The following is an 18,969-nucleotide window of genomic DNA, read 5'->3' on the forward strand; positions in this document are numbered from 1 at the left end:
GCGGAAAGTGGTTTTTGTTTTATGCAGCCGATACAACTCTTTTTTTCATGAGTCCCGCTGCAAAGGCGGTAACAAAACTGCCGGCAATGATAGCGGCAATGTATAACGAAATACTTAAGATACTGCCATCATCAACAAGACCGATAACGAAAATGCCGCCATGAGGTGCACGAAGACCGATGTCAAACAGCATGACCAGCGCGCCGGTAACTGCCGCACCTGCTACAGATGCCGGAATGACGCGTGCCGGGTCAGCCGCAGCAAACGGGATAACCCCTTCTGTGATAAAGCAGCCGCCGAGCACGTAAGCCGTTTTCCCGGCTTCCCGCTCCGGTTTTGTAAATTTATTTTTAAACAAAGTTGTGGCTAGTGCCATGCCAAGTGGCGGCACCATACCGGCAGCCATAACGGTTGCCATAAAATTAAAGTTCTCTGCATCAAGCATTGCAATACCGAACGTATAGGCGGCTTTATTGATCGGACCGCCCATATCGATGGCCATCATGCCGCCTAGCAGCAATCCGACAAGAATCAGGTTCGTGCCGCCGAGGCTTTCAAGGAATGCTGAGATGGCTGTGTAAACACTGGTCAATTGCGGATTGACGAGCATCATGACAATCCCGGTAATCGCGATGCTGAAGACCGGATAGAATAAAACAGGTTTCAAGCCTTCCAGTGAGTTAGGCAAACCAGCAAATGCTTTTTTAACGACCAAAGTTACATAACCTGCAAGGAAACCAGCGATCAAACCGCCAAGGAAACCGGAACCGCCGCTGACTTCATCAACACCAGATACCGTAATGGCGATCAAACCACCGATCATACCCGGTGCAAAGCCGGGCCGGTCGGCGATGCTCATGGCGATAAAGCCGGCCAGAACAGGAACCATCAGGAAGAACGCATTGCCGCCACCAATGGTATTGAGCATAGCTGCAAATTCGTTATATTCCGGATGCGTCGGATCTGACGCATTGATGCCCCAGAAAAATGACAACGCAATCAGAATTCCGCCACCCACAACAAACGGCAGCATATTTGATACACCGTTCATCAGGTGCTTATAAAATCCACCCTTTGTTTCATCTGCAGCAGCATCGTCTTTTGACTTATCGTGCTTATAAATGGGTGCATCTTTACGGACCGCTCTGTCCAGCAACGCATCCGTTTCATAAATCGCTTTGCCGACTGCCGTCTGAATGACCGGTTTGCCGTCGAATCGTGCCATTTCCACTTTTGTATCCGCTGCCACAATGATGGCATCCGCTTCTGCGATGTCTTCAGCGGTCAGTCGGTTTTTCACGCCGCTGGAACCATTCGTTTCGACTTTCAATGGTATACCCAAATCTTTCGCACGTTCATTTAATTTCTCTGCAGCCATATAGGTATGGGCAATGCCGGTCGGGCAGGCAGTAACGGCCAGAATCTTTCCTTTGCCGGTTGTTGTTTCAGCTTCTTCTTCTGGGCCTTCGACTTCCAGCTCCTTGTCAACAACTGCGCGAATCACATCGTCCTTGCTTTGTGCTTGCAGAATTTCATTGCGGAAATCCGTATCCATCAGGAATGTGGCAAGTCTGGACAAAGCTTCCAGATGCGCATCATTCGCACCTTCACTCGCCGCAATCATGAAGAATAAGTTAGCCGGCTGTGCGTCCATCGATTCAAAATCAATGCCGTCAAGTGATCTGCCGAATGCAATTGCAGGGGATTTCACTGCAGCGGATTTCGCATGGGGAATGGCGATTCCTTCACCGATGCCTGTTGTACTCTGTGCTTCTCGCGTTAAAATGTTTTGTTTGAATGTTTTCGGGTCCGCCAGCTTGCCTGCAGAATCCAGCTGCGCAATCAATTCATCGATAACGCCGGACTTGGAATCAGCACGCAAATCCATGGCAATCGTGTCTTTTGTCAATAAATCCGTAATTCTCATTTTTTCACATCCAGTCTAGTTATTGGGTGAACGGTAATCTGTTCCAATAATTTTTCCGTATCTTCCCTGTCACACAGGTCGGAACGGAAGGCGGTGGCACTGCCACTTGCGATGCTGTAGCGGAAAGCTTCGCTTTTTGACTTGCCCAGCGACAACGCCGCGATGAATCCGGAGACCATCGAGTCGCCCGCTCCAACGGTATTGACCATTGTTCCTTTGGGAGCTTCCGCCCAATAAGCCTGTTCGCGGTCAACGAAAATTGCCCCTTCCGCTCCCATTGAAACGATGACGTTTTCCACGCCCTGCGCCGTCAGTTCAAATGCACATTCCGCAGCATGTTGCTTATCGGCAATCTTCGTTTGGAATAAATCGCCGAGTTCTTCTGTATTGGGTTTGATCAGAAACGGCTTGCTATTGATGAGTGCCGGAAGCGCTTTGCCGGATGTGTCGAGGACAAAATGCCCTCCCGCCGCCTGGCAAGTCTCGGCCAAAGTTTGAAAATAGCTCAAAGGCAACTCTTCCGGGATGCTGCCGGACAGCACAAACCAGTCACCGGGTTTGATGTTTTTCATTTTGTTTTTCAATTGTTCCAAATGTCCGTCAGTCAATTCAGGTCCCGGGCCGTTCAATTCAGTTTCATCGGCTGATTTAATCTTGATATTGATGCGGGAAATCTGACCGGTATCAATAAAATCTGTTTTTACGTGTTCCTCCGCCAGAAAATCTTCGATAAATTGGCCGGTGAATCCACCGGCGAAACCGAGCGCTATGCTGTCCACGCCGAGACGTTTCAAAACACGGGAAACATTGATGCCTTTGCCGCCGGGATAATAATGAACCTTTTCACTTCTGTTTAATTTACCGATTTTAAAATCGGGTAAATAATTGGTGCAGTCAATTGACGGGGATACCGTACATGTATAAATCATGATTCCACCACCTTTATAGATGTTAATTTTTCAAACTCCGGCAGCGATTCAGCTGCCATTTGGTCGACAATCAAGGAGGCTTGCTGCAGATCCATAATTTTCGCGAAGCTCACTTTGTTCAGTTTGCTGTGATCTGCCAGCATATAGGTCGTTCTGGAATGGGCACTGGCCTTCCGCTTGATGGCGGCTTCTTCCGGGTCAGGTGTCGTATAGCCGTATTCCGCATGGAAGCCGTTCACCCCAAGAAAGCAGACATCAAAATGATAGGTGCCAAGCGCAAGTAATGTGCCTGATCCGACAAAAGCACCCGTAAGCGGCTTTAATAAGCCCCCGGTCAGATAAGTTGTAATGCCGGCAACATTCAATGCTTCTGCCAATGGCAATCCGTTTGTCACGACCACCGGATTCTTGTCTTTCAGAAAAGGAATCATTTGCAAAGTGGTTGTGCCGGCATCGAGAAAGACACTGTCACCGTCCTGGACGAATCCAGCAGCAAATTCCGCAATGGATTTCTTCTCTTCCAGATAGCGCGTCGCTTTGTCCGCGATGCTCGGTTCCTGTAAATTGCTTGACGGCAACACAGCACCGCCAAATACCCGCTCCAGTTTGCCCATGCTCTCGAGCTCCGTCAAATCGCGCCGCAGCGTGGATTCCGAAGCGTCCGTTCTTTCAACCAATTCCTGCAATTTTACTGTCCGTTTTTCTTCGATTAACTTTAAAATGAAGTCATGGCGCTCGTTGGTTAACAAATAATCACCCGCTTTAGTAATTTTAAGTAGATATTACTTGAAATCGCTTCCAAAATCAATCATAATCATTCATAAGCAATCAAATCCGTTCATTTAATTGGAATAAATCCTTTAAGCAAAAGGGTTTAAGGCAATTATAAAAAGAACGTACCCAATCACCGAGGAGGAACTATAATGACTGAAAAACAATTTACAATTACAGATGAAGCTGGAATGCACGCAAGACCTGCTTCTGCACTGGTCGGTTCAGTAAGCAAATTCAAATCGGATATCCAACTGGAATTCAAAGGCAAAAAAGTAAACTTGAAATCGATTTTAGGCGTCATGTCACTCGGAATTTCATCAGGCTCAATCGTTACCATTTCAGCAGACGGCGAAGATGAAGCAGAAGCGATGGCCACCATTGAACAAGCGATGAAAGATGAAGGGATTTCGAACCAATGACAGCGGAACTTTATGGAATTGCGGCTTCTGACGGAATTGCCATAGCAAAGACCTACCGTTTGGAAACTCCCTCCCTTCTATTTGAAAAGGCAACGATCGAAGACCCGGAACTGGAAATCGAGCGACTGCACGAAGCTCTCGCTGTATCTATCGAGGAACTGGAAGAGATCAAAGAACAGGCTGAAAAACAGATTGGCCCGAAAGAAGCGGCCATTTTCGGTGCGCATCTGATGGTGTTGAGCGATCCGGAACTGATCGGCCCCATCACGGAAAAGATACAAACTGACCGGGTCAATGCTGAATTTGCCCTGCAGGAAGTTTCGGATATGTTCATGGGGATTTTCGCTGCCATGGACAATGAATACATGCAGGAACGTGCCGCGGATATCAAAGATGTGAGAAATCGTGTAATGGCGCACTTATTGGGCGTGAAATTCCCGAACCCCGGTTTGATTTCCGAAAAAGTGATCCTGTTGGCAGAAGACCTCACCCCTTCTGATACGGTGCAGTTCAACCCGGAATTCATCCAGGGCTTCGTGACGGAAATTGGCGGACGCACTTCGCATTCCGCCATTCTGGCACGGACGCTTGAAATTCCAGCGGTCGTCGGCGTCAAGAAGCTGATGGCAACGTTGGAAGATGGCACACTTGTGATCATCGACGGCATTGAAGGCAAAATCATCGCCGATCCGACGGAAGATCAAATCGCGACATATGAACAGCGCAAAGCGGAATTTGCCGCGCAAAAGAAAGAGCTCGCTTCATTAAAAGATGCAGCTACAGTGTCAGCAGACGGTGTTGAGGTGGAACTTGGCGCCAATATCGGTTCATCGAAAGACGTCATTTCCGCGCTTGAAAACGGCGCAGAAGCAATCGGCCTGTTCCGCACAGAATTTTTATATATGGGCCGGGACAGCTTGCCTACCGAAGAACAGCAATTCGAGATTTACGCTGATGTTTTGAAACGCATGGGCAGCAAACCGACCGTCGTCCGCACACTGGACATCGGCGGCGATAAGGAATTGTCTTATCTGGACCTGCCGAAAGAACTGAACCCCTTCCTGGGACTTCGCGCCATCCGTTTATGCCTGGAAATGCCTGACTTGTTCCGAACGCAATTGCGGGCATTGATCCGGTCAAGCGTCCATGGCAATTTAAAGATCATGTTTCCGATGATTGCCACGTTGGAAGAATTCAGGCAGGCCAAACAATTGTTTGTGGAAGAGCAGGAAAAATTGGCAGCCGAAGGCATTCCCTTCAATGACAACATTGAAGTCGGCATTATGGTCGAAATCCCGTCCACGGCCGTCATGGCGGATGTCTTTGCCAAAGAAGTCGATTTTTTCTCCATCGGTACAAATGACCTGATCCAATACACGTTGGCTGCCGACCGCATGAACGAAAATGTGGCACATCTCTATCAGCCGTTCAATCCGGCAATCTTGCGGATGGTGAAGATGGTGATCGATGCAGCCCATAAAGAAGGCAAATGGGCGGGCATGTGCGGAGAGATGGCTGGAGAAGAACTGGCCGTTCCCATCTTGCTCGGCCTCGGCCTGGATGAGTTTTCAATGAGTGCTTCATCAATCTTGAAAACCCGCTCGATGATCAGCGGCCTGTCCAAAACGGACATGGAACAGCATATCGAACACATTTTATCTTTGCCGACTGCAGAAGATGTGACAGACTATGTTACGCAATTGCTGAAAAAATAAAGCTGTTTGAGCAATGAGACAAAAGGAGACAAATTGAAAAGCCATCGAAAATGTTTCTTTTTCGATGGCTTTTTAGTATTTTTTTAAAAAGAGTGGATTTGTATTAGGGGTTCCGCTCCAAAACAGCAGCTGACCCAAAACCGTTCTCAATAGCTATTTGCGTGTTGTTCTTTCTGCAATTCAATAACAAAAGTAATAATGCTTTTTACTTTCTCTGGCTGCTCGGTATCCAGTGTATACACATCACAATAGCAGAAATTGCGGACCTTGCCGTTTTCATCGGTACGCTTGGTGACTCCCTTTACCGCCGCTTCCCCTTTATTGCAAATAACCGACTCAATATTGTATTCCGTATTGTTGAAATCCGCGATGCCAAAAGCCGCATCCAATAAGCCCTGTTTTCCTTTTACAGATTCAGTGCCCACTATCGACCAGACAACATCATCAGTTACATGCTCCTCGATGAAATCCTGGTCTCCTTGAAAAAAAGCTGCATTAAATTTCCGAAAGAATTCCGGTTTTGCCAATTCTTCCATGCAAGACGCCTCCAAATCTTTGATTTGACGTATCGACATTAGGGCATCTGAAAGGTATATAATTCAATAAAATTTTTATATCACACCCTTTATATTCAGATATTTCTGACTATTATTATTACTTTCATCTTACAGGAAAATTACTGCAAAATAAATTCACAAAGTCCCATTTTCAACTGAAACATTATAGAACAAAACTCCTGTTTTAAACAAAAAGACCATCATCCCGTAAGATGATGGCGCCCATTAATCCTTTTTTGGTTTGTCGGAACCCTTCTTTTTTTCTGTTTTTCCTTTTGGCTGTTCGCGAGAGTCTTCCGCTTCCAGATCGGGGAATTGCTCCTCGGGTGAACCGGTAAAGCTCTCTTCTTTTTCTTTCTCTTCCTTTTTCGCATCTTTTTTCTCGGCCATCTTCAACACTCCCTAATAATTCGCTTAATGTTCTTTACCCGCTCCACCTTTCTTCAATCAATGAGAAATGTGCTGTTTAATAAAACGCCAGATTGGCTAATCATTAGTATAGGAAGGATGGGAAAGCGATGAAAGATCTAGTGCGATGGTCAGAAGAAGATGTTTCCAGAACCTTGCCCAACAGAAGACAGGACAGTCATAAAGGGAGTTTTGGCACTGCACTCCTCATGGTGGGCAGTGCGGGTATGCCGGGGGCAGCTGTGTTGGCCGCATATGCTGCGATGAGGAGCGGCCTCGGAAAATTAGCAATTGCCACTGCCAAAGAATCCATTGGCCCCATCTGCTCTTTTGTTCCGGAAGCGACATTTGAAACGGATTTATTGGAGCGGATGGATGACGCCCAGCTGGATTTGAGTCATTACAGCGCGGTCGCTATCGGGCCGGGCATGCTGCCGGATCAACAAACGGAAGCGGCCATCGAACGACTACTGCTGGAAGGTAAGCCATTGGTAGTTGATGCCGGTGCCCTCTCCCCGCGAAGCTATAAATCAGCTACAGCGCCTGTCATCCTGACACCGCATATGGGAGAGTTTTCAAGGTTGACGGGCGTTTCAGCGGAAGAACTTCAACAAAGTCGTGCCGCTTTCGCTTCCGATTGGGCTGGTACACTGGGCGTCACCATCGTGTTGAAAGGCCCCGGTACCGTCATAGCTTTTCCGGACGGCGAGACTTTCATTAATCCGACAGGCAATAGTTCCCTGGCCAAGGGAGGAACGGGTGACACGCTGACCGGCATGATTCTCGGCATGCTCTGCTGCCACGACAATTGGCGTTATGCTGTTCTGAATGCCGTCCATCTTCACGGGGCGTGTGCCGATGAATGGGTCCGCACCCGCTCGGCACACTCTCTTCTTGCCCATGAACTGACGGATTTGCTGCCTGTGGTCATGAAAACTTTTGAAAAATGACAAGCAGTCGACTGCTTGTCACGTTTGTTTGCCGAGATAATCGAACAGCCCCATGGAACTTACCATCAAATCGAGTTCGATGAGCTCATAAACTTCGTGCTGTTCTGAAACTCCTTTTGCATTTAAATCTGTTTGGATCCGCCCCTTCAATCGATTAGCCAATTCGGCTTGGCTGTCACCCGCTGTAACTGCGGCGTTTGCTTCCTCCATAAAAACATCGAGCCATTCCAGGGATTGCTCAAAAGCTGCATCCGGATTTTCCGTCATACCGAAATGTCCATAAAAAGCACGGGAAAATCCTTCGTTTTTCATTCGGATAATCGAATCCCGCATAATGTCCGGATCAAATTGGTTCGGAGACGTTGAAGGCAGATGAAATTCAATCCCTTCTTTCGCCAATTGCTGGTAATGGATACCCGCAGTATCGCCGGTGAAAACCCCGTTGCTCACCGGATCAATTATGGCAAGATGATGATTGGCATGCCCCGGCGAATTCCAGAACATTAAATTGCAATCCGGGCCGATCTCCAGCCGGTCGCCTTCCCCTTTGATGACAATCCGATCTTCAGGCACAGCTACGATGGGGTCAAACAAAATAGAAAAGCGTTCGCCATACACCATTTTTGCTCCTGCGATTAGACGCGACGGATCGCTCAGATGCCGAGCGCCTTTTGCATGTACAACAAGTTTCGCGTTCGGACATTCCTGAAGCAATAATCCGGCACCGCCGGCGTGGTCGAGATGGATATGTGTCACAATCACATATTTCACATCGCTAAGCTTATGCCCCAATTTGGCCAGGCCTTCTTTGATATATCGCACTGACGGACTTGGACCCGTCTCAATCAGCGTCAATTGCTCTTCCTCGATAACATATGTACCGGTTCTTTCTGCTATGCCCATATCATATCCATCAATCAATGCAATTCGGTCTGTTAAATTGACAGGATAAATGCTCTCCATTCCCAATCCCTCCCTTTAATTACCCAAAGTATACCAAAGATTCCAGTTACTTAGGTCGAGTCAGACGAATGAATACGTATACATAATAAAAATTAAATGGCTGCTGAACTTTTTCGTTCGAACAACTCGGGCAAGATGCGGTCGTTGGACATGTTCTTTGCCCCCTCTTCACTTAGCTGTGCAATTAATTGGGCCATGGCCATACCAAAGATATCCGTATGTTCAGGAAGCCCGATACTGGTAAGGCTCAGGTAATTCATCGCAGCTTGTTTAGAATTGCCGATGCCCATCACCGTCATATCTTCCGGAATGGAATACCCGTAGGCAATCAGAAAGTCGATGGTTTCAGCGGCGATCGCATCTGTCCCTGCCACGATGGCTGTTGGGCGGTCTTTTCTCGCCAGCATCGCTGAAAGAACGGCATCCAAATTGGGGATAGCCACCGGGGCGCTTAAAATCTCCATCTGCTGTTCTGTCATCCTTGCCAGAAACCCGCTATATCGTTCCTGAAGCCGCGGCTCATCGGTACTTCCCCCCACCCAGCCGACCACCCGGTGATTGAGGCTGCAAATGTGATCCGCCGCCATCCTTCCAGCAGCGTAATTGTCCATCGACACAAAACTGCCGTTCTCGAAATGCTCCATGCCGCAAAATACATACGGGATGCCGGAGGTCTTCAGCAACTCCACCCCTGATCCGACAAGTACCAGGGGACCGGCGATGATTCCCTCCGCCTGCGATTTGCTGATCGTTTCAAAAACGGCTGCCGGCTCCTCTGGGTCTTGAATATGAAGCTCTGCAATAAAACCTTGCTCTCTTGCATACGCAATCATTTTTCCGGAGAACTCCGCGTTATCGGGGTCATCCAGCGGTCCGCACATCAATGCAATAACACCGCTCTTCCGGCTTATCAAAGAACGGGCTGCGGCATTCGGCCGGTAATTCAATTCCCGAATCGCTGCATTCACTTTTTCGATGGTGGCTGCATTCACTTTTTCAGATTTATTCAAGACTCTTGAAACCGTCGCCTGCGAAACCCCGGCAAGTTTTGCAACATCTTTGGAAGACACCATAAACGCAGCCCCTTTCTTTTCCTTGTTTTATGTATACGTATACATTAACAGAACTCACGGCATTATAAAAGCCCTTCCGAATTTCAGGAAGGGCGCAGTCTTATGGCTTTAATACTGGTATCGGTTCATATCTCCCGGAACGGGCAACCGTTTCAGTTTGCGATCATTCGCGTTGTTCTCAAGTTTGGCCGAAATCAGCCCAAGGAGCACACCGAACATAGCGCCCGCAAATACTTCAGCCGGCTGATGCCCCAATAGCTCTTTCAACTCCTGCTCACGTTTGATCAATTCAAGACTCGGGAACTCGCCTTTCATTGAAATGAGGCTGTCTTCCAGTTCATTCACTAGTTGAGCGATTTCCCCGGTATGTCGCCGAATTCCTTGCGCATCATACATGACAATTGTTCCGAAAACGACTGCCAATGCCGTTTCTGTATGGCGAGTCCCTTTATGAGCGGCCACATATGTAGCGAGAGCTGAGACACCCGCCGAATGGGAACTCGGCATGCCTCCTGTTGTAAACGCATGTTTCCAGTGCCATTTACCTGTCAATTTCCTATTTGTTACAATTTTCAAAGCCTGTGCTATCCCAATCGCTGATAAGGATGTTATCACGCCGTAATTCATGCAATCCGCCTCCTGCTTACAATTCTTCAGCAAATCTGCTGTATAAATTGCAATACCCCAAAACCGCGGCCGGTAACCGGAAAATTTGACTCGAAAAAAAGAAGCGCAGCGATGCAGGAGCACATCTTTGCCCTCCACCGCCTGCGGCTTCATTCTGTTCTGTGATGAATAGTGAGTGTCCACTTGATCACTGGCAGCACATTTAAACGATTATTCAATTATAGAAAAGATCTGAGATATGGAGCAAAACAGCGAAGACGCCATGGGGACCAAGCGAAGTGCTGAGATCCACTCGGGCGAAGTGAAGCGAGACCGAGTTAGCTCAGCGCGAGCCCCCAGGCAAGCGAAGCTGTTTTGCGGAATATCGGTTTACATTTTTATGCTGCTATTTTTCATTGGAATGATGCGGAAGTGCAATTCCGGTGGTCCGCAATGTGTCGATCAATAATTCGTGCATCAATTTATAGCCTTCGTCATTCGGATGGATGCCGTCGAGCCAAATCGCGGGGTTTTTGCCCATTTTGTTCGTCTTGGAAATAATAACACCGCGCTCTCCGATTGCACGGTTCCAGCGGCGGTATAAAAGCTTCGTCAATCCCATGTATTGATGTTCTTTTTTCATCGAATTATAAAGATCATTCTGCACAATTAATATTTCCGGCTTCACTTGACGGACTTTGCTGTAAATTTCAAGCAAATTTCTTCGGTAATTGCCGCGGACCGTTTTAAATTTTCGTATCAAGCCGACAGTGCCGAGCTTCCGAAAACTCTTCAGCAAATCATTGCCTCCTATGTTCATCAGAACCAAGTCTGCTGACATGATATGTGAATCCCAGTTGCCGGAATTGAGCCGTGCTGCCAAACCGTCGCTCGTCAGTCCGTTAATGCCCAGATTAATCACCTTGCTTTCAGGAAAGCTTTCCCGCAGATATTTTGCGATGCCTTCTTTCGTGCCATAGCCATAGGCAACAGAATCCCCTAGGATCAGAATTGTATTTACAGCAATTTCCTTATGGTGTTTTTTTATTGTTCGCAATGGCGTCTTGTTCAGAAGGACGCCCGAAAGAAGTCTTTTTTTCAATCAAAGCACATCCTTTTTCGGTTTATTTTAACACAATTATATCATTATAGTATTTTTGCATCAAACGAACAGCTCAGCATAATACATAATAGTTTGCAGCTGGCCCGATTTCACTTATTATTTCTATAAGAGCTTTGCAAATATCCTGTAAAGGAGCCAAACGATGACAGAAATCTATGCAATCTTAGGCATTCTACTCCTGTTGCTCGGAATAATTGATTTTGCCTGGACGACGCTGTGGCCTGATGGCGGTGCCGGTCCTGTCACAAAAAGAGTTTCCCTGATGTTCTGGATCGGCATCCGATGGGTCAGCAGAGGCAATAGTTTCATCATCAGCATGGGCGGCCCCCTTATTTTAATCACCACACTCCTGACCTGGATCCTGCTGTTTTGGACAGGCTGGACGCTGCTGTTTGCAGCGGATCCCGCTTCGCTCATCGATACCAATGACAGCAACCCCATCAGCTGGTGGGAAAGATGGTATGTCTCCGGCTATCTGCTATTCACCTTAGGCGTCGGGGATTACATCATGAAAGAAGGCATATGGCAGATCCTGGCCGTTTTGACTGCGGCGAGCGGCCTCGTTTTCATCACTTTGGGCGTCACCTATATTTTATCGGTACTCGATGCCGTTACCCAACAGCGCGCGTTTGCCGAAAGCGTCCGAGGCATTGGCGACAGTGTCACGGAATTCATCAGCAATTCCTGGAATGGCAGAGATTTTCAGGATATCGACCTTTTACTCAATACATTTTCATCCCAATTAAGCACGTTGACTTCCATGCATAACGCTTACCCGATTCTCCATTATTACCATTCCAGCAAGCGGGATGAAGAATTATCCGTATCAGTGGCTACACTGGATGAAGCGTTGACCGTCTTTAAATACGGCATTCAAGATGGCCACGGACCCAATCAATTGCTTGTACACGAAGCCCGTTCATCCATCGAGAGCTTTATCAAAACGCTCCGCAACGGTTATGTATCTCCGGCAGAATTTCCTCCACCAGTTCCCGATTTGGATACAATGAGGGAACTTGGATTGCCCGTTGTCTCAACTGAAGAATTTCTGACATCCATGGAGGGATTAAGGGAACGCCGCAGCGCTTTGCTCGGAAGCCTGCAGGATAATGGCCGCAATTGGCCGGATTGAATCGACCACCAGCAATACAAAAAGCGGCCCTGCAAGGCAAAATTTAGCCTTGCAGGGCCGCTCCTTTTTATTCACTTAACGCTTTTTAGCTTCTCCTTTATTCGTCACAACCGTATAGTTGCCGAACTCGTTGACGCTAAGCGCGAAGAAATTGCCATCCAGTTCGCCCTGGATGATTTTCCATTTGCCTTTCACATCTTCACGAGCGCCGAACTGGACTTTCACTTTGCTGTCAGTTGCGAAAGTTAAAGTGAAATCAGATTTGAAGTCGATGTCGATTTCATTTCCTTCCGGATCGGTCACTGCGATATTGAGCTGCTGCGTCATTGTTGGACGTTTGTCCACAAGCTCCGCGTCGTCGACAGCCAGTTCAAGATTGAAGCCTTGCCCTGCAGCCACTGCCAATTGTTGAAGGTTTTCGGCTGTTAAGGTCAAGTCCACTTCCGGCATATCGATCAGCAGGTCTTTACCGCTGTCGATCAACTCGTCAATTGTTCCTTCAGTGAATGTTAACGTCAATTCACCTTCATCGTTGAATTCTCCTGCAGTGACGACAGCTGTTTCGCCACTGAAGTCAGGATCCGCTTCCTGTTCCCCGGGTACTGCTGGAACTTCCGGTTCAGTAAAGCTGATTTGCGCAAGCAATGGATCATGGTCTGATGCACGTCCGTGGTATTCCATGAACATTGCATTGATATGGACCATATCAAGTTCCGTGCGTTCCGCCAGGTTATTCGTCACCAATAGATGATCGAGCACCTGTGAATTGCCCTGGTAATAATACGAATAGCGATCTTCAAGTGGCACATCCTCGACTTTGTTCGTGAGGATATCGCCTTTCAACGCTGCCATCGCAGGGGTAAACTCAAAATCGTTCATATCTCCCGTTACAATCACATTCAGGTTCGGGTCTTGCTCGAGCCCTTCCTGGATGAATTCGTTAATCGCTGTAGCCAATTCGATTCGCTCTACTTCCGAAGCGAAGACCGGAGGCTGGTGTTGGCCGAATAAGCCCTGGTCCCCACCTTTAGAGTTCAAGTGTGCCCCGATTACAACAACCTGTTCGCCTTGGAAGTCAAATTGTGCTGCGATCGGTTTGCGTGTATTCGGCATCGGAATCGGCTGAATGCGTCCAGGGTTCAAGGACAATTCGCCGTCCACCCATTCCGTATCCTGCGTCGCCGTTCCTTTTGTTCCTTCAGAAAGTGTTACGCGTTCAGGGTTGTAAAGATAGCCGACGCGGATATTTCCGCCTGGCTGTCCGCCGTCTTGATTGTATTCAGGGGCGATATCGGTCCAGGCATAAGCCGGGCCCCCTGCCTCTTTGATATCTTTGATCAATCGTTCGTAACTTGCTGTTGCATCACTATTGCCAGATGCAATTGGACCGTCGCTGTCCTGCACTTCCACCATAACAATAATATCAGGTGAATTCAGGTCATCCACAAACGATTCAGCGATGCGCTGAGCTTTTGCGTCTGATGTGTGACTTGGGTCTGCAGAGTAGTTCTCAACATTATATGTCGATACCGTCAATTTGTCGTCGGCATTTTCGATCCATGTTTCTTCCGGAGCGACGCCGCCGTCAAGAATTTCAGGAATCTCATCTGTTTCTGTCCAAACCTGATAGTTGCCGAAACCGTAGCCCAAGACTCCTACCGGATTTTCAGCAAATGTATCTCCTGCTTTGGCGATGACGCCGTCACCTGTCGTCACCGTAATGCGTTCCGGGTTGAAATCATCTTCAGCGAGCAGGATGCCGCCCTGTTTATGGAATTCATTGTTCGTCGCATTTTTAGATACGACAAAAACTTCGCCGTAATTTTGAGGACCGACGATTTGGGCGTCGGCTATCTCGACACGCATCAATTCAAGCGCTTCCCAGAAATCAATGCCATCTTCTTCCGGATCGAATGAAGTCAATCCGTCATTATCAATATTTTGCGCCGGAGGGAAAATATCTTCACCGATCACGATTGGATCAGGCAGTTCCGCTGTGCCGTATTTTACAACATCTGTCGAACGGATGCGTGTCAGCGGCAGATCGTTGTCTCTCATATCGGAATAGCCTTTATAGAACCATTCTTCCACTGTACCCGCGACCGTTACCACGTCACCGACCTGGAAAGAGCTGCTCGCGCTCGAGCGGTTGACGATAATGGCTTCAGAAGTCGTCCAGTCGCCATCATCATCCGGGTCCTGGATGACAAAGTTTGCGCCATTATAGAAATGAGTGATGACGCCAGTGATGTCATTCACAGTCGCATCTTCGTAATCCGAATAATGGCCGTCACCCTGGATGTCACGGATTTTCAGGTCCGTCACTTTCAATACGGTGTATTCAAAAGAGAATACTTCCGACGTTTCATCGCCAACAGCGATTGCTTTAATTTCCGTGTCTTCCGTTAAAACGATTGGTGCTGTGTATTCCGTGCTGCCGGCAGTTGGTGTCGAGCCGTCAACTGTGTAGTAGATCGTCGCATCCTCCCATCCGGATTGGAGCATGATTTCTGTTCCTTCCGAAACAACTCCCGGGAAAATGTCAGCGTAGACAGCTGGTTTATTGACTAAATCAAAGCTCTCAAAGCCGAGCGTCTTCACTTGGTAATCAGCATTGAATTTTGATGCGATTCCTGATACGTGGACCAAATCGCCTTCTTTGTATTGCCGTGTAAACTGGTCGAACGCCAGGCCGTTGCGGTTATCGTTGCGAATCGTGACCGATTCGCCGTTTTCTGCAACTGCTGAAAACTGGAATGTGCCAAACGAGTTAACAGACGCAAGGTCTGTAATAGTGACATTCCGCAATTCAATTCGTTCACCTTGTGTTTCTGCATTTACGCCTGCTGGTGTGATCGTTTGCAACGCAGGAAGTTCGTTGCCCGAAGACAAGACTTCAACCGTATTCGGCTGCAATTGCAATTCACCGCTGTATTCGGAAACAGAACCCGTCAAACGGACAGTGTCACCAGGAGAAACAGTTGCGCTTGTGGTGTAAACATAAAGCCCTGCCGTTTCATCCTGGACGTAAAATCCGTTCCCACCCCAGAAACCTGTTCCAGTTGTCACCGTAGCGTCAACCTGTATCAATTCGCCAGGCATCGTACGTGCTTCTGCCAAAAAATTAACAATGGTCGGTTCAGGTTCCTCTGGAGGTGCTTCGCCCTCGGAAAGGATCTCGAAAGAAGTCGGAGATCTAAGTCCCGGAACACTGAAATATGCAGACAATGAACCTGTAATATTTACCTCAGCTTTAAAGTTGCCCGGGTTATCCACCAAATTCAATCCGCTGCGGATCGAACCGGATGGCAATTGTACAGGCAATATTTTCGCAGGATCTGTTTCATCCGGCGAATCCGCCAGTCCCAGATTAGTAGCGCTTGTAAAAGGTGGTTCCTGATCGTAGTTGGTTCCGCTGGTGGCGGTCCCAACGATATAACCATTCACCGTGGCTGTTCCAGAATTGTTGGCGATTGCGTCTTCCACCGAAATCGGTTCGGCCGCATCGGCAGTTGCCATATACGGCAAAGCTGCTGATAACACCAACATAAGGCTGAGGAAAATCTTGCTAATTGAGCTTTTTGTCAAACTAGTCACTCCCTCTTTTTAATTTGCGTACAGCATAATTATACAAGAAGGAAATTGATGCTTTGTTAAATTTTTGTAACTTTTCAATAAAAATACCCAATAGTCCCGAATTCCTAGAGATGTATACAAAGGTATTGATTTAATATTCCTATTAATCTGTTAATTATTTTATATATTTAGTTCCCTCTGCAGTTATAAACTGCAAGATACAGTAAGTTTATTCAAGAAATCCGGAAAATAAAGGAATTTATTCCAGTAAGGCAGAATAATAGCTCTATAGACAATAGAAATGATGGGAGTTTAATTATGAAAATACCTTTTTTAGCCATTTCGATCCTATTAACCAGTATCCTTTATATTTTCTTCATTCCGGCTGATCCGTTCTGGCTGAAGCTGATTTTCAAGCTGATTCCAATGCTGCTGATTTTTGTTTACGCTTATCAGAGGTTGCCGCGCAAAAAACTCAAGATTCATTGGCTGATCTTGACAGGACTCGTGTTCTGCTCCATTGGTGATGCGACACTCCACTGGTTTCTTGTCGGGCTTTCCGCTTTTCTCATCGGCCATCTTTTTTACATAGCAGCTTTTCTGACACAATGGAAATACAGCCTCTACCGCATGCTGGCAATTTTACCGCTCGGCATCTTCGGGATTGTGATGGGCATGCGGATGATGGAAGCTTTGCAGGATAGTGGAGATACCGCTTTGATATTGCCTGTTTTATTTTATATTTTTGCAATCATTCTCATGGCCTGGTCCGCGGTTATGACCGGAAACCGCTGGCTCATTATCGGCAGCCTTCTTTTTGTCGTGTCGGATTCTGTGCTGGCCTGGAATATGTTCGTTTCTCCAGTCTCTTTTTCCCATCTGGCCATAATGTCCACATATTACGGCGCACAATTTTTCATAGCGCATAGTGTAGCAAGTTTTCAGGCGCCTCCAAACGGGAATAACTAAGCCAGAACGCTTACGCTTGAAAGGAATGAAATAATATATGGACCCGATAAAATATTTGCAGCGTTTCGACGCTTATCCCCTCGAAGAAAATTATTTACAGGACCTGGCAAGGCTGCAATCACTTCATATGCAGCATATCCCGTTTGAAAACCTGGATGTCATCCGGAAAGTTCCCATCTATCTCAATCTTGAAAGCATCTACGATAAAGTGGTCAATCAGAAACGCGGAGGCTTTTGCTATGAACTGAACGGCTTGTTTTGCTGGCTGCTGCAGCAGTCAGGCTTTGACGCCAAAATGGTTTCGGCGACCGTCATAAAGCAGGATGGCAGCTTCACTAAACCGGGCACCCACGCCGCCATACTTGTGCAATTGGATGCACCCTACCTGGTCGATGCCGGTTTCGGCGATTCAACGATCAGCCCTATCCCGCTTGGCGGCGAACGCCATACAGATAATAGCGGCACATACAGCATCGATGAAATAGAACAAGGAATTTATCAATTGTCGCGGGAAAATGATGGAGAGCAAAAAATCCTCTACCGTTTCACACTTGATGAGAAGCAATTGGAAGATTTCCACGAAGGCTGTATTTTCAATCAAGTTTCGGAAGAATCGACTTTTACGCACCACGACATTGTCACGCGAGCCACACCAGATGGCCGCATCACACTGACCGACACCACATTGACCCGAACAATTGACGGCAGGAAAGAAAAGCGGGAAGTGACACAAGCAGAAAAAATACAATTGCTGAAAGACGAATTCGGCATAATCCTCGACACAAAAAAACCCTCTTCTTAAATGAAGAGGGTTTTCGACCTTGTTGAGAAAGTAAAAATGAAAGCCGATATTGCGCAAAACAGCTTCGCTTGCCTGGGGGCTCGCGCTGAGCTAACTCGGTCTCGTTTCACTTCGCCCGAGTGGATCTCAGCACTTCGCTTGGTCCCCATGGCGTCTTCGCTGTTTTGCTCCATATCTCAGCTCTTTTTCTATAAAGGAATAGACGTTTAGGTGTGTTGTATGTGAGAAGGTGAACACTTGCATTATCAGCACAGAACAGAATGAAGCGGCAGGCGGCGACTCCATCGGGAACCAGAGCTAGTCCTGAGACCCCGCAGTGAGCGAAGCGAGCGAGGAGGCTCAGGACTAGCTCCCCGAGGAAAGCGTCCGCCTAGAGCGAAATGATTGGAGAAGTTGTCGGTTTCTCGACAGCCTGAAAAACCCTCTTCTTAAATGAAGGGGGTTTTCACTCTTTTTTGTTTTTCTTGCGTCTCCATACGGAATAAGAGACAAACACGATGGCAAGGAGCAGGCCCGTGCCGTAGAATTCAAATCGGTATTCATTGAACAGCGCCACAAAACGCTCGTAATTACCATTCAAATAATCGCCCAGATATAAAACCGCAAAACACCACGGAAATATCCCTGTAAAAGTCAGGACAAGATATTGGCTCAGCCGAACTTCACTGATCCCCGCAAGATAAGAAATGTAATTGCCTATCCCGAATGGCCGTGATAAAGCGATGCTCCATACCCCGTAACGCTTGAACAGCCGACCTGCTTTATCAAGCCCTTTGCGGATTCTGTTCCATAATAGATGCTCCAGTTTATTGCCGATATAATAAGGAATCAAGCTGGCGAAGCTGTAGATAACGGCCATTATTGCTGCGATGCCCGCCATGCCGGCAATCGACAGATCCAACAGGCCGCCATAAGCCAATACGGCAATAATGCCTGGAAACGGAACGGAAGCACCCTCCAGAAATATGGCCGAAAACAAGCCGAAAAGTCCCAAATCCTCTAAAATCCGCAAGATCTGTTGTACGACTTCCTGGATGTTCATCCCG

At 47.5% G+C, this 18,969-nt stretch carries 17 protein-coding genes; 6 read left to right on the plus strand and 11 right to left on the minus strand.

Annotation, left to right across the window (positions count from 1 at the left end; genetic code table 11):
* Nucleotides 1-19: 19 nt before the first annotated feature.
* Genes DHX103_RS00130 through DHX103_RS00140 form a run of 3 tightly spaced genes read right to left on the minus strand, consistent with a single transcriptional unit; the run spans nt 20 to nt 3,605 of the window.
* Nucleotides 20-1,927: a PTS fructose transporter subunit IIABC gene (locus tag DHX103_RS00130; RefSeq protein ID WP_422123255.1), complete on the minus strand. Its 1,908-nt coding sequence runs from the start codon at nt 1,925-1,927 to the stop codon at nt 20-22.
* Entirely contained in the window at nt 1,924-2,856 is a 933-nt protein-coding gene (gene pfkB, locus DHX103_RS00135) for a 1-phosphofructokinase (RefSeq protein WP_422123256.1), read from the minus strand. The genes DHX103_RS00130 and pfkB overlap by 4 nt, the downstream gene beginning before the upstream one ends.
* On the minus strand, nt 2,853-3,605 hold the full coding sequence (locus DHX103_RS00140; RefSeq protein ID WP_422123257.1) for a DeoR/GlpR family DNA-binding transcription regulator: 753 nt from the start codon (nt 3,603-3,605) through the stop codon (nt 2,853-2,855). The genes pfkB and DHX103_RS00140 overlap by 4 nt, the downstream gene beginning before the upstream one ends.
* Nucleotides 3,606-3,779: 174 nt before the next feature.
* On the opposite strand from DHX103_RS00140, the gene DHX103_RS00145 reads away from it, so the two are divergent.
* Nucleotides 3,780-4,049 (plus strand): phosphocarrier protein HPr, encoded by a 270-nt coding sequence (locus DHX103_RS00145; RefSeq protein ID WP_422123258.1) that lies wholly within the window; start codon nt 3,780-3,782, stop codon nt 4,047-4,049.
* Nucleotides 4,046-5,764 (plus strand): phosphoenolpyruvate--protein phosphotransferase, encoded by a 1,719-nt coding sequence (ptsP, locus tag DHX103_RS00150; protein ID WP_422123259.1) that lies wholly within the window; start codon nt 4,046-4,048, stop codon nt 5,762-5,764. Before DHX103_RS00145 ends, ptsP begins: the two co-directional genes overlap by 4 nt.
* A 146-nt stretch (nt 5,765-5,910) precedes the next feature.
* Here the strand turns inward: ptsP and DHX103_RS00155 are convergent, their stop codons facing one another.
* Together DHX103_RS00155 and DHX103_RS00160 are read right to left on the minus strand one after the other, a co-directional pair.
* The gene (locus DHX103_RS00155) at nt 5,911-6,300 is read right to left on the minus strand and encodes a nuclear transport factor 2 family protein (protein ID WP_422123260.1); all 390 of its coding nucleotides are present in this window, start codon (nt 6,298-6,300) and stop codon (nt 5,911-5,913) included.
* A 246-nt stretch (nt 6,301-6,546) separates the two neighbouring features.
* A complete protein-coding gene (locus DHX103_RS00160; protein WP_422123261.1) occupies nt 6,547-6,711 on the minus strand; it encodes a hypothetical protein in 165 nt (54 codons plus the stop codon).
* Between the two features lie 128 nt (nt 6,712-6,839).
* Between DHX103_RS00160 and DHX103_RS00165 the strand changes: the two genes are divergently transcribed.
* Complete coding sequence (locus tag DHX103_RS00165) at nt 6,840-7,679, plus strand: NAD(P)H-hydrate dehydratase (protein ID WP_422123262.1); 840 nt, start codon at nt 6,840-6,842, stop codon at nt 7,677-7,679.
* An 18-nt stretch (nt 7,680-7,697) separates the two neighbouring features.
* On the opposite strand, the gene DHX103_RS00170 is transcribed toward DHX103_RS00165, so the two are convergent.
* The 4 genes from DHX103_RS00170 to DHX103_RS00185 all read right to left on the minus strand — a co-directional run bounded on the left by DHX103_RS00170 (nt 7,698) and on the right by DHX103_RS00185 (nt 11,423).
* The gene (locus tag DHX103_RS00170; RefSeq protein WP_422123263.1) at nt 7,698-8,642 is read right to left on the minus strand and encodes an MBL fold metallo-hydrolase; all 945 of its coding nucleotides are present in this window, start codon (nt 8,640-8,642) and stop codon (nt 7,698-7,700) included.
* Nucleotides 8,643-8,734: 92 nt separating this feature from the next.
* Nucleotides 8,735-9,715 (minus strand): LacI family DNA-binding transcriptional regulator, encoded by a 981-nt coding sequence (locus DHX103_RS00175; RefSeq protein WP_422123264.1) that lies wholly within the window; start codon nt 9,713-9,715, stop codon nt 8,735-8,737.
* A 108-nt stretch (nt 9,716-9,823) separates the two neighbouring features.
* Nucleotides 9,824-10,342, minus strand: coding sequence for a divergent PAP2 family protein (locus DHX103_RS00180; RefSeq protein ID WP_422123265.1), 519 nt, complete (start codon nt 10,340-10,342; stop codon nt 9,824-9,826).
* A 385-nt stretch (nt 10,343-10,727) separates the two neighbouring features.
* Nucleotides 10,728-11,423 (minus strand): SGNH/GDSL hydrolase family protein, encoded by a 696-nt coding sequence (locus DHX103_RS00185; RefSeq protein ID WP_422123266.1) that lies wholly within the window; start codon nt 11,421-11,423, stop codon nt 10,728-10,730.
* A gap of 163 nt (nt 11,424-11,586) precedes the next feature.
* On the opposite strand from DHX103_RS00185, the gene DHX103_RS00190 reads away from it, so the two are divergent.
* On the plus strand, nt 11,587-12,576 hold the full coding sequence (locus tag DHX103_RS00190) for a two pore domain potassium channel family protein (RefSeq protein ID WP_422123267.1): 990 nt from the start codon (nt 11,587-11,589) through the stop codon (nt 12,574-12,576).
* Between the two features lie 75 nt (nt 12,577-12,651).
* On the opposite strand, the gene DHX103_RS00195 is transcribed toward DHX103_RS00190, so the two are convergent.
* Nucleotides 12,652-16,173, minus strand: a complete 3,522-nt coding sequence (locus tag DHX103_RS00195) for a DUF6359 domain-containing protein (RefSeq protein ID WP_422123268.1) — start codon at nt 16,171-16,173, stop codon at nt 12,652-12,654.
* Nucleotides 16,174-16,470: 297 nt separating this feature from the next.
* Here DHX103_RS00195 and DHX103_RS00200 point away from each other — a divergent pair, with 297 nt between their 5' ends.
* On the plus strand, nt 16,471-17,121 hold the full coding sequence (locus DHX103_RS00200; RefSeq protein ID WP_422123269.1) for a lysoplasmalogenase: 651 nt from the start codon (nt 16,471-16,473) through the stop codon (nt 17,119-17,121).
* Between the two features lie 37 nt (nt 17,122-17,158).
* Nucleotides 17,159-17,923, plus strand: coding sequence for an arylamine N-acetyltransferase family protein (locus tag DHX103_RS00205; RefSeq protein WP_422123270.1), 765 nt, complete (start codon nt 17,159-17,161; stop codon nt 17,921-17,923).
* Nucleotides 17,924-18,368: 445 nt separating this feature from the next.
* Here the strand turns inward: DHX103_RS00205 and DHX103_RS00210 are convergent, their stop codons facing one another.
* Nucleotides 18,369-18,965 carry a DedA family protein gene (locus DHX103_RS00210; protein WP_422123271.1) on the minus strand — a complete coding sequence of 199 codons (597 nt, stop codon included), beginning with the start codon at nt 18,963-18,965 and terminating at the stop codon, nt 18,369-18,371.
* Nucleotides 18,966-18,969: the final 4 nt, after the last annotated feature.

It is taken from the genome of Planococcus daihaiensis (assembly GCF_049262615.1).
Taxonomy (GTDB): domain Bacteria; phylum Bacillota; class Bacilli; order Bacillales_A; family Planococcaceae; genus Planococcus.